The following is an 11,517-nucleotide window of genomic DNA, read 5'->3' as shown; positions in this document are numbered from 1 at the left end:
CTCCAGATAAAACAGTATTGAGTCCATCATATCAGATGGACTCTTTTTTTACTGTCTACCTATAGGGGATAATACCACAGCCTCTCTTTTTTTTGCATTCATTGTTGGTAATTCGAAATTTCGTGTTGAATCGTTGATATATTGAGAATAGTGATAGATATATTTAAAAAATCGTTGATATATTGAGAGTAGTGATAGATATATTCAAAAAATTGTTAATATGATAAGGATGTCACCTTTTTTCTTAAAATCTATATTGTATTTTATAAACAATCTAGTTAAAATTTAGAAAAGTAGAAGGGGATAGAAGTATGAAACAGCAACCAAAAATCGCAGAACTTCTAAAACGAATTGAAACTTCAAAACAGCAAGATGTTGAGCTAGGTACTTATGAAATATATTTGTTTAGTGAAAGTGAATTAGAAAAAGGACAAATCGGTTACCGATACGATAAACATAAAAATTCATTAATAAGTGAAGAACACGGAAAATGGAAAGAAGAATGGATTACAATTGGATATGAAACGGATATGGGCGATCCAGTTTTCGTAAATATAGATGATGCCGCTTATCCGCTTTATACTGCAGAACGTGGTACAGAAAAATGGCAGCCAGTTTATATTGGAAATATAGATGAGATTATAGGGCAATTATAAGAAAAACTTTGAATCCGGTGCAAAGTGATGGGGGAGAAGTATGAAGTATATAAAAATAATGAGCATGATTGCATTCATTGGAATATATATGGCCGGTTGTTCACAAGAGCAGCCGAAAAAAGAAACTACATCTTCTATACAAGAGAAAAACAAAGATACCAAAGAAGACGCACCGGTAGAAAAGAAGCAAGAACAAGAAAAGAACGAAGAATCGCAAGCAATTCAAACGAATGACCAAGTAGAACATAAGCAAGAGGAAGTATCATCTGATGAAAAGAAAGAAGAAACTACGCCAGTGCAGCCGACTGAGCAACCAGTGCAAAATAATGAACAAAAAATAGAGAGTAATGAAAAACAAGAGAAGTTTCTCGTCGTTATTGATCCAGGGCATCAACAAAAAGCGAATTTAAATTTAGAGCCGATTGGACCAGGGGCAACAACGCAAAAATATAAAGTGACAGACGGTACAACAGGTGTTGTGACGAAAAAGAGAGAGGCTGTACTTGTATTAGAAATGGCTTTTTTATTAAAAGAAAAGCTTGAAGCAAAAGGGATACAAGTATTAATGACGAGAACATCACAAGACGTTGATATAAGTAATAAAGAAAGGGCGGCATTCGCAAATAATCATAAGGCTAATTTATTTTTACGTCTTCATGCAGATGGTTCTGAAAATCCAAACCAAAGTGGATTCGCTGTATTGACGCCGGCAGAAGGAAGTCCGTATACGAAAGAGATTTATGCGGAAAGTCTTCAAATCTCTCAAATGATTGTAAATAAAATGAGGGAGAACCAGCAAGTAAAAGTAAATGGAATTAAATTTCGGGATGATCTTTCTGGATTTAATTGGGCAAAGGTTCCTGGTGTGTTATTAGAACTTGGGTTTATGTCAAACCATGAAGAAGATAAAAAATTATCTGACCCGCAATATGTAAATTCTTTATTGCAAAGTGTAACGGATAGCATAGATGCATATCAGAAGAGTAAAGCTTAAGCGCAGTCTTATATGAAAGGCTGCGTTTTTTCATATGAAACACTCGTAAATTAGAATATTGTGGATAAATATGACATGCTTAATTTTACCTGCACTTTTTGCCGAATGCTGATACAATAAAGGATGTTACTATTTAGTAGAAAGAGTGGTAAGCATGTTAGATTGGATGAAAAAGCTGTTTAACAAAGAGGAAGAACAAACAGCGATGAATAAAGAAGTACCAAAGCAAATTGAAAGTCAGCCGAAAATTCCTCGTGTAAACCACTACACTGAAGCAAGAGAAGCACAAATGGCAAATAGGAATGCAGGTAAATGCCGTTTTCCTTTAGTACCGGATAATGGGTTCGATGAAGAGGATGAAAGCGAAGTAAATCGCTTCGAAGAACAACCTGTTCAAGGAGTAACATATGAAGAACCGACTGCCCAAAGAGGAATAAAGGTGGAAAGAAGCAGACGACCGTATGTGGAAAAGGTAGTTTCTACATATGAAGAGCCGGAAGTGCAATATGAACCGGTGCGGGAGTCTGTCGTTAAAAAGGCATCTGTACCTTCGCAAGAGAGTAACCGTAGACCATTTCGTCCAACAGAAATGATTTCGCCAATTTATGGATATAATCGTCCTTCAGTAGAGAAAAAGGAAGAAAAGCAGGAGGAAGTAAAGGAAAGAGAAGACCTTGAAATATCTGTAGAGGGTAAATCAGTCGTTGATGCATGGTTAGAGAAAAAAGGATATACATTATCTGATTTCTCAGAAGGACAAGCACCAACTTCTTCTAGTCATAGAGCTGCTAACCAGCAAGGGGAGCAACAATATGAAGAGAATAAAAAGGAAGAAAAGTCAGTAGTTGATCAATGGCTAGAGAAAAACGGTTATGAAATTGAACGCCAAGTGCCTTTAGTAGAAGAAAAAGAAGTGATTCAAGAAATGAGTACACCGCAGGAAGTTTCAGCGGATGAATTACTTCATAAAACAGTAGCTGAGCAGATGGAAAGTGCTAAGCTAGAAAAAGATGTAGTGGTGTTAAACGAAAACAATCTACAAGAAGAATTAGTAGCTTCTAAAGTAGAGCACGAGGATACAATATTATCAGAAGAAATTAAACGTAATACAGAAATAAAACAACCTACTATTGAAGTAGAAAAGCAAGCTCCAGAAGAATCAGTGATTGTCAAAGCAGAAGAAAAACTTGAAGAAACAATCATTGTGGAAATACCAGAAGAAGTGTCAAAAGTAGAAGTAATTGCAGAAACGGAAGAGTTTGAAGAAGTAGTTATGGAAACAGAGGCACCTGAAGAAGTGGAAGTAATTACAGAAACAGAAAAGTCAGAAGAAGCTGAAGTAATTGCGGAAGCAGAAGAGTCAGAAGAAGTGGAAGTAATTGCAGAAGCGGAAGAGTCAGAAGAAGTAGAAGTAATTACAGAAACAGAAGAGCTAGAAGAAGCTGAAGTAATTGCGGAAGCAGAAGAGTCAGAAGAAGTGGAAGTAATTGCAGAAGCGGAAGAGTCAGAAGAAGTAGAAGTAATTACAGAAACAGAAGAGCTAGAAGAAGTAGAAGTAATTGCGGAAACAGAAGAGCTAGAAGAAGTAGAAGTAATTGCGGAAACAGAAGAGCTAGAAGAAGTGGAAGTAATTACAGAAACAGAAGAGTCAGAAGAAGTGGAAGTAATTACAGAAACAGAAGAGTCAGAAGAAGTAGAAGTAATTGCGGAAGCAGAAGAGTCAGAAGAAGTGGAAGTAATTGCGGAAATAGAAGAGTCAGAAGAAGCTGAAGTAATTGCGGAAGTAGAAGAGTCAGAAGAAGTGGAAGTAATTGCGGAAGCAGAAGAGTCAGAAGAAGCTGAAGTAATTGCAGAAATAAACGCGCCTGTAGTAGAGACATTTGTAGCACTTGAGGAAATTCAGCAAGAAGATGAAGCAATTGAACAAAAGAGTGAATTCATATATGTTGCTGAGGCTGATGAACAAACGAAGAAAGATGTTCAAAGCTTTGCGGATGTTTTAATTGCAGAAGAACAACCAGTTGTAGAAGAAGCGCCAGTCGCAGAAGAGCAACAAGTTGTAGAAGAAGCACCGGTCGTAGAAGAGCAATCAGTTGTAGAAGAAGCGCCAGTCGTAGAAGAACAACCAGTTGCCGAGGAAACACTAGTCGCAGAAGAGCAACGAGTTGTAGAAGAAGCACCGGTCGTAGAAGAGCAACGAGTTGTAGAAGAAGTGCCAGTTGCAGAAGAGCAACCAGTTGTACAAAAAGAAGAACCAAAACGTGAGAAAAAGCGTCATGTACCATTTAATGTTGTTATGTTGAAACAAGATAGAACACGATTAATGGAAAGACATGCAGCTAGAGCAAATGCAATGCAGCCTTCTGCTAATGTACGAGTAGAGAATAAGCCAGTGCAACAAGAGGTAGCAGAACCACAAGTGGAAGAACGCCCAGTGCAGCAAGTAGTAGCAAAACCACAAGTGGAAGAGCACCCAGTGCAGCAAGTAGTAGCAAAACCACAAGTGGAAGAGCAAACAATGCAGCAAGTAGTAGCAGAGCCACAAGTGGAAGAACGCCCAGTGCAGCAAGAGGTAGCAGAACCACAAGTGGAAGAGCAACCAATGCAGCAGGTGGTAGCAGAACCACAAGTGGAAGAACGCCCAGTGCAGCAAGTAGTAGCAGAACCACAAGTGGAAGAGCACCCAGTGCAGCAAGTAGTAGCAGAGCCACAAGTGGAAGAACAACCAATACAGCAAGTAGTGGTAGAGCAAGTACAAAAGCCAATTTCAAGTACGGAAGTACAAGAGAAAGCATATGTTGTAAATCAAAGAGAGAACGATATGCGAAATGTATTGCACACACCACCGACATACACTGTTCCGCCATTAGCGCTGTTGTCGATTCCACAGCAATCAGCGTTAGATAATACAGAATGGTTAGAGGAGCAGAAAGAATTATTAGATACAACGTTTAATAATTTTCACGTTGGAGCACATGTTATTAATGTATCGCAAGGGCCAGCAGTAACTCGTTTTGAGGTGCAGCCAGACCCAGGTGTGAAAGTAAATAAAATTACAAATTTAAGTGATGATATTAAGTTAAGCTTAGCTGCGAAAGATATTCGTATTGAAGCACCGATTCCAGGGAAGAGTGCGATTGGAATTGAAGTTCCAAATAAAGAAAGTAAGCCAGTATTTCTTCGCGAAATTTTAAGAAGTCCTGTATTCACAAAGAGTGAATCACCGCTTACTGTTGCGCTTGGACTTGATATTTCAGGGGATCCAATTGTAACGGATATTCGAAAAATGCCGCACGGACTTATTGCGGGTGCAACGGGTTCAGGTAAAAGTGTGTGTATTAACGCGATTTTAACGAGTATTTTATATAAAGCGAAACCACATGAAGTGAAGTTAATGTTAATTGATCCGAAGATGGTTGAGCTTGCACCATACAATGCTGTTCCACATCTTGTAGCACCTGTTATTACGGATGTAAAAGCAGCAACAGCTGCATTAAAATGGGCAGTTGAGGAAATGGAACGTCGTTATGAATTGTTTGCGCACGCAGGTGCTCGTGATTTAACTCGTTATAATACGATTGTAAGTGAGCGAGAAATTCCGGGAGAAACATTACCTTATATCGTTATTGTCATTGACGAGTTAGCCGACTTAATGATGGTAGCACCTGGTGATGTTGAAGAAGCGATTTGTCGTATTGCGCAAAAAGCACGTGCTTGTGGTATTCATTTATTAGTAGCGACGCAGCGTCCATCTGTAGATGTTATTACAGGTTTAATTAAGTCAAACATTCCAACGCGTATTGCGTTTACTGTATCATCTCAAGTTGATTCGCGTACGATTATCGATATTGGTGGCGCGGAGAAATTACTTGGCCGTGGTGATATGTTATTCTTAGGGAACGGTACATCTAAGCCTGTTCGTGTACAAGGTGTATATGTATCAGATGATGAGATTGAAAAGACAGTTGATCATGTGAAAAAGCAAATGAAGCCGAATTACTTATTTAAGCAAGAGGATTTATTAGCGAAAACAGAACAAGCTGAGTCGGAAGACGAATTGTTCTTCGAAGCATGTCAATTTGTTGTAGAACAAGGGGGAGCGTCCACATCTTCTGTACAGCGAAAATTCCGCATCGGTTATAATCGCGCAGCACGTCTCATTGAAGAGATGCAATCGCAAGGAATTATTTCTGAAGCAAGAGGAACGAAGCCAAGAGATGTCCTTATTTCTGAGGATGAATTCGCTGCTATGCAGGAAACAAATGTATAGTAAACGGTTATGCTGTATACTAAGAGAAAATGTTGGATAGTAAAGTAGGGAGTAAAGCGACATGAAAGAAATTGAATTAAAATTAAAAGGTGAAATAAATAGACTAACAAATAAAACATTTAAATTTGACGAACGTGTTGGAGAAGGGTGGTTCTCTGCCGTTTACTTTTTAAAGACTAGAGAAATCATCGAAGAATTTCGCCCGAAAAGTGTTGTAACGATGCAATTTTTCCAAAAGGAAAATGCAGTTCTTTGCGGAACGGATGAAGTAATTGCGTTGCTACAAACATTCGCTAAAAATCCTGAGGAACTTGAGATTAACTCTTTAAAAGATGGCGATAAAATTAGTCCATTTGAAACAGTGTTAACAATTCATGGTCCTTATGAAAATTTCGGATTTTTAGAAGGTGTCATTGATGGGATTTTAGCTCGTCGTACATCGGTTGCGACAAACGTATATAACGTTGTCCAAGCTGCGCGTAGCGTAGATAAAGAAAAACCAGTTATTTTCATGGGAGATCGTGACGATCATTATACACAACAAGCTGGTGACGGTTATGCAGCATACATCGGAGGTATGAGCGCACAAGCGACGCATGCGATGAATGAATGGTGGGGCAAAAGTGGTATGGGGACGATGCCTCACGCATTAATTCAAATGTTTAATGGTGATGTTGTAGAAGCGGCAAAAGCATATCATAAGAAATTCCCAGAAGATGAATTAGTTGTATTAATTGATTACAACAATGATGTCATTACAGATGCACTTCGCGTAGCGCGTGAATTTGGATCAACATTAAAAGGTGTACGTGTAGATACGTCCCGCACGATGATTGATCAATACTTCATTCGCCACCCAGAAGTACTTGGAACATTCGATCCACGTGGTGTAAACCCATCGCTTGTATTCGCACTTCGTAAAGCACTTGATGAAGAAGGATTCCAGCATGTAGACATCGTTGTAACTGGTGGATTTGATGAGAAGCGTATTCGTGAATTTGAAGCTCAAAACGTACCTGTTGACATATACGGGGTAGGAAGTAGCTTATTAAAAATGAATATTGGCTTTACTGGTGATAATGTAGAATTAAATGGGAAACCAGAAGCAAAAGCTGGTCGTAAATATCGTCCAAACCCACGTTTAGAGCGTGTTCAATTAGAAAAAAGAGAAGAGATGTAAAAGAGAGAAAAACTGATAGGTGATTGACCCTATCAGTTTTTCTGTTATCATAGTATAGCGGCTTCTTTTTTGCTATAATGGACTTGTTATGGATATATAAAGAAGTACGTACGAGTTTATCCTGATAAGTGAAGGGAAGAATAACTTCACTACATCAAAAATGTATGATGATTACCAAAATAAGAAAAGATTCATATACTGTCTTATAGATAGGCCGTTGTATTAGTTCGAAATGTTGGAGGTTCTTTAAGATGACAGTTTACCATTTTGTAGGAATTAAAGGAACAGGAATGAGTTCATTAGCGCAAATTCTTCATGATATGAAGCATACTGTTCAAGGGTCTGATTATGAAAAGCGTTTCTTTACACAAACAGCGTTGGAAAAGCGTAGTATCTCGATCCTTCCTTTTGATAAGAATAATGTAGAAGAAGGACAAGTGATTATTGCAGGAAATGCATTTCCTGATACGCATGAAGAAATCGTAGCAGCAAAAGAATTAAACATCCCAGTCCATCGTTACCATCATTTCTTAGGTGACCTGATGAGCCAATACACAAGTGTTGCTGTAACTGGTGCACACGGAAAAACATCAACAACAGGTTTGTTAGCCCATGTAATGCAAGGTGCACACCCAACATCTTACCTTATTGGAGATGGAACAGGGCATGGGGTAGAAAATAGTAAGTATTTTGTATTTGAAGCTTGTGAGTATCGTCGTCATTTCTTGTCTTATAATCCAGACTATGCAATTATGACGAATATTGATTTTGATCATCCAGATTATTTTGCAGACATCAATGATGTATTCAGTGCATTCCAAGAGATGGCATTGCAAGTGAAAAAAGGCATTATTGCATGTGGAGATGATGAAGAACTTCAAAAAATTCAAGCGAAAGTACCTGTTATTTTCTATGGATTTGGAGAAGATAATGATTTCCAAGCACGCAACATCCAAAAGAGAACAGATGGCACGATATTCGATGTATTCGTTCGTAACACGTACTATGATACGTTCAAAATTACAGGATACGGCAATCACAGCGTATTAAATGCGTTAGCAGTAATCGCGCTTTGCCATTATGAAAATGTTGATGTAGAAGCAGTAAAACATCAATTAACAACTTTTGAAGGCGTAAAACGTCGCTTTAATGAAAAGCCGATGGGAGAGCAAGTAATCATCGATGACTACGCACACCATCCGACAGAGATTAATGCAACGATTGAAGCTGCTCGTCAAAAACATCCAGAGCGTGAAATTGTCGCTGTATTCCAGCCACACACATTCTCACGTACAGAAAAGTTCTTAGATGAGTTCGCAGAAAGCCTAAGCAAAGCTGATCAAGTATACTTATGTGATATTTTCGGATCAGCACGCGAAAACAAAGGTGAATTAACAATCGAAGATCTGCAAAAGCGTATTGACGGTGCAGAACTAATTACAGATACAACAACGGATGTATTAAAGAAACATAAAAACGGCGTTCTAATTTTCATGGGCGCAGGAGACATCCAAAAATTCGAAGCAGCTTACGTAAAAGAAGTTCAAGTTGCAGAGAAGTAATAGGAAAGACGCATAGCTTGGCTATGCGTCTTTTTTTGTTGTCGTGGTTGTGCATTAATGTTGAAACGTCTATATATATGGAGTTGTGTTCGATATATTTCAAAAATCGTTGATATATTGGTACGCGTTTTGAAATATAAGTGTTAGAATAATAAGAAAACTAAAAAGGGGACTAAAAAACATGTTCACACTCCGAGTAGATGACGAAATCGAACTACAATTACTAGAAAAACATCATAAAGAGGAATTATATCAATTATTAGATCAAAACCGTAATCATTTACGAAAATGGCTCCCTTGGGTAGATGGGACGAAATCTGCTGATGCTTATGATGAGATTTTTCCGATGTGGTTAAAGAAATTTGCAGAGGGAGATGGTTTTGAAAGTGGCATACGTTACAAAGGAAAGCTCGTTGGGATGGTAGGTATTCATCCAGTGAGCTGGGGGAAGAAAGCGACGAGTCTTGGGTATTATCTTGCAGAAGATGCTGGCGGGAAAGGTATTATGACGCGTAGTGTGAAGGCTGTACTTCACTATGCATTTGAGAATTTAAAATTAAATAAAATGGAAATTAGATGCGGTGTTGAAAATGTGAAAAGCCGCGCTATTCCAGAACGTTTAGGATTTAAGTTAGATGGCATTTTAAGAGATGATGAATGGCTATATGATCATTTTCACGATATCGCTGTATATAGTTTACTAGCTTCAGAGTGGAAGGAGATTCGATGAACGAGAAGATACGCATTATTCCGTATGAAAGTACGTTTCAAGAGGAAGTAGTAGATCTTATCGTTCATATTCAGCAAAAAGAGTATAATGTTTCAATTACGAAAGAAGAGCAACCTGATTTACTTGAAATAGAAACATTCTATCAAAAGGATTACGGAAACTTTTGGATAGCAATTTATGATGGTAAAGTAGTTGGAACAGTAGCTTTATTAGATATTGAGAATCATCAAGTAGCGTTAAGAAAAATGTTCGTGAAGAAAGAGTTTCGCGGAAAAGAATGGGGCGCATCACATATGTTGCTTCAAACAGCAATTTCATGGGCTGAGGATAAAAAATTGAAAGATATTTACTTAGGAACAACAGTAAAATTTTTAGCGGCACATCGTTTTTATGAAAAGAATGGTTTTGAAAGTGTGAGTATAGACGAGTTGCCGAAAAACTTTCCGGTGCTACAGGTAGATAAGAAATTTTATAGGTACATTGTGTAAAAGGTCATTTAGAAATGGCCTTTTTCTATGAAGCAAAATGGAAATAGTGGTATAATTTGGGTTAGGGGGTGTAGGTATGAACTTTCCAATTCAAAGAAGTAAGTCAGTAGTCATTTTCGTTTGTCTTACGTTAGCGTTTATGTTTATATATCCAATTGTCATGCTTTTCACCAATAAAGCGCATTGGATGTCAGCGTTGATTGGGATGGGTTTATGCTTCATTGTAAATGTACCACTCGTTTGGGAAGTATTTATTAAAAAACATAAAGTAGAAAATGGCGTATTAAAGTACGGTATTTTAAACGATGATATTGTATTAAAAGATGTGAGAATTATACGTCAGGTCGGAAAGTCTCTTGAAATTACGACGAATGCATATAAAGTACATATGGTTGCGATGCCGCAAAATATGGATGAATTCTTGGGGCTTATAGAGAAAGAAAATCCACATGTGAAAATAGAAATGGTAGGAAAGAAATAAAAACGCTCGGCGAAAATTCCGGGCGTTTTTATTATTATTTTAAGTTCTCTGGGTTTAAAGCTTCTAGTTCAGGTACAACGAAGCGTCCGTCTTTACGGATTAGTACGTCGTCGAAGTAAATTTCGCCGCCGCCGTATTCAGGGCGTTGGATGCATACTAAATCCCAGTGGATGTTCGAGTTGTTGCCGTTCCATGCATCGTCGTAAGCTTGTCCAGGAGTGAAGTGGAAGCTGCCATCGATTTTTTCATCGAATAGGATGTCTCCCATTGGATGTAAGATGTATGGGTTTACGCCAATTGCGAACTCACCAACGTAGCGTGCGCCTTCGTCTGTATCGAAGATTTTGTTAATGCGCTCTGTATCGTTTGCAGTTGCTTCAACGATTTGACCGTTCTCAAACTTAAGTTGTACATTTTCAAATGTATAACCGTTGTAAGGAGATGGTGTGTTGTAAGAAACTGTACCGTTAACAGAATCACGAACTGGTGCAGAGTATACTTCACCGTCTGGAATGTTTAAATGGCCTGAGCATTTAATTGCTGGAATGTCTTTAATAGAGAATGTTAAGTCAGTTCCAGGACCAGTTAAACGAACTTTATCTGTTTTATTCATTAATGTAACAAGGCTATCCATTGCCTTATCCATTTTACCGTAGTCTAAGTTACATACTTCGAAGTAGAAGTCTTCGAAAGCTTCTGTACTCATTTTAGCAAGCTGTGCCATAGAAGCATTTGGGTAGCGAAGAACAACCCAACGTGTTTTTGGAACGCGAATATCTCTATGAACTTTTTTACTAACTGTTTGGCCATGAACTTTCATACGCTCACTTGGAACGTCAGCTTGTTCATTAATATTATCGCCAGAGCGAAGACCGATATAAGCGTCCATGTCTTTCATTACGCTTGCTTCATATGCAGCGATTTGTTCGAAATGTTCTTCAGTAGCACCCATTAATAAAGAGCGATCTACTTGATGATCTTTTAAAGAGACGAATGGGAAACCACCAGCTGCATATGCTTCTTTTACAAGTGCAGTTACAAGTTCTTTTTGTAAGCCAAAGTTTTCAATTAATACTTTTTCACCTTTTTGTAAGCGGATAGAGTAGTTAATTAAATTGTATGCTAACTTTTCAATACGTGGATCTTTCATATGTAA

The 11,517-nt window shown here is 38.1% G+C and carries 9 protein-coding genes; 8 read left to right on the top strand and 1 reads right to left on the bottom strand.

The window, feature by feature from the left end; genetic code table 11:
* The first annotated feature begins 311 nt into the window (after positions 1 to 311).
* The 8 genes from HFD78_RS09175 (at position 312) to HFD78_RS09140 (ending at position 10,361) form a co-directional block, all read left to right on the top strand.
* Entirely contained in the window at positions 312 to 656 is a 345-nt protein-coding gene (locus HFD78_RS09175) for a hypothetical protein (RefSeq protein ID WP_000813342.1), read from the top strand.
* A gap of 40 nt (positions 657 to 696) precedes the next feature.
* Positions 697 to 1,650, top strand: coding sequence for an N-acetylmuramoyl-L-alanine amidase (locus HFD78_RS09170; RefSeq protein ID WP_000874038.1), 954 nt, complete (start codon positions 697 to 699; stop codon positions 1,648 to 1,650).
* Between the two features lie 154 nt (positions 1,651 to 1,804).
* Positions 1,805 to 5,920 carry a DNA translocase FtsK gene (locus tag HFD78_RS09165; RefSeq protein WP_191968064.1) on the top strand — a complete coding sequence of 1,372 codons (4,116 nt, stop codon included), beginning with the start codon at positions 1,805 to 1,807 and terminating at the stop codon, positions 5,918 to 5,920.
* Between the two features lie 61 nt (positions 5,921 to 5,981).
* Complete coding sequence (locus HFD78_RS09160; protein WP_000658370.1) at positions 5,982 to 7,100, top strand: nicotinate phosphoribosyltransferase; 1,119 nt, start codon at positions 5,982 to 5,984, stop codon at positions 7,098 to 7,100.
* A 251-nt stretch (positions 7,101 to 7,351) separates the two neighbouring features.
* Positions 7,352 to 8,662 (top strand): UDP-N-acetylmuramate--L-alanine ligase, encoded by a 1,311-nt coding sequence (gene murC / locus HFD78_RS09155; protein ID WP_000219468.1) that lies wholly within the window; start codon positions 7,352 to 7,354, stop codon positions 8,660 to 8,662.
* 181 nt (positions 8,663 to 8,843) lie between these two features.
* Complete coding sequence (locus HFD78_RS09150) at positions 8,844 to 9,392, top strand: GNAT family N-acetyltransferase (protein ID WP_000494682.1); 549 nt, start codon at positions 8,844 to 8,846, stop codon at positions 9,390 to 9,392.
* Positions 9,389 to 9,880, top strand: coding sequence for a GNAT family N-acetyltransferase (locus tag HFD78_RS09145; protein WP_001003149.1), 492 nt, complete (start codon positions 9,389 to 9,391; stop codon positions 9,878 to 9,880). The genes HFD78_RS09150 and HFD78_RS09145 overlap by 4 nt, the downstream gene beginning before the upstream one ends.
* 76 nt (positions 9,881 to 9,956) lie before the next feature.
* On the top strand, positions 9,957 to 10,361 hold the full coding sequence (locus tag HFD78_RS09140) for a PH domain-containing protein (protein ID WP_001010629.1): 405 nt from the start codon (positions 9,957 to 9,959) through the stop codon (positions 10,359 to 10,361).
* A 34-nt stretch (positions 10,362 to 10,395) separates the two neighbouring features.
* Here HFD78_RS09140 and HFD78_RS09135 read toward each other — a convergent pair whose 3' ends face one another.
* Positions 10,396 to 11,511 carry an aminopeptidase gene (locus HFD78_RS09135; protein WP_097814254.1) on the bottom strand — a complete coding sequence of 372 codons (1,116 nt, stop codon included), beginning with the start codon at positions 11,509 to 11,511 and terminating at the stop codon, positions 10,396 to 10,398.
* Between the last annotated feature and the right edge of the window lie 6 nt (positions 11,512 to 11,517).

It is taken from the genome of Bacillus sp. EKM501B, assembly GCF_011800505.1.
In the GTDB taxonomy this organism is placed as follows: domain Bacteria; phylum Bacillota; class Bacilli; order Bacillales; family Bacillaceae_G; genus Bacillus_A; species Bacillus_A cereus.
Note: the sequence above shows the minus strand (reverse complement) of the source record. Positions and strands in the feature narration are given on the sequence as shown.

Bases quoted from the DNA above. Each gene is read 5' to 3' on its own strand.
- HFD78_RS09175 (WP_000813342.1), top strand. From the start codon at position 312: ATGAAACAGCAACCAAAAATCGCAGAACTTCTAAAACGAATTGAAACT.
- HFD78_RS09170 (WP_000874038.1), top strand. From the start codon at position 697: ATGAAGTATATAAAAATAATGAGCATGATTGCATTCATTGGAATATAT.
- HFD78_RS09165 (WP_191968064.1), top strand. From the start codon at position 1,805: ATGTTAGATTGGATGAAAAAGCTGTTTAACAAAGAGGAAGAACAAACA.
- HFD78_RS09160 (WP_000658370.1), top strand. From the start codon at position 5,982: ATGAAAGAAATTGAATTAAAATTAAAAGGTGAAATAAATAGACTAACA.
- murC (WP_000219468.1), top strand. From the start codon at position 7,352: ATGACAGTTTACCATTTTGTAGGAATTAAAGGAACAGGAATGAGTTCA.
- HFD78_RS09150 (WP_000494682.1), top strand. From the start codon at position 8,844: ATGTTCACACTCCGAGTAGATGACGAAATCGAACTACAATTACTAGAA.
- HFD78_RS09145 (WP_001003149.1), top strand. From the start codon at position 9,389: ATGAACGAGAAGATACGCATTATTCCGTATGAAAGTACGTTTCAAGAG.
- HFD78_RS09140 (WP_001010629.1), top strand. From the start codon at position 9,957: ATGAACTTTCCAATTCAAAGAAGTAAGTCAGTAGTCATTTTCGTTTGT.
- HFD78_RS09135 (WP_097814254.1), bottom strand. From the start codon at position 11,511: ATGAAAGATCCACGTATTGAAAAGTTAGCATACAATTTAATTAACTAC.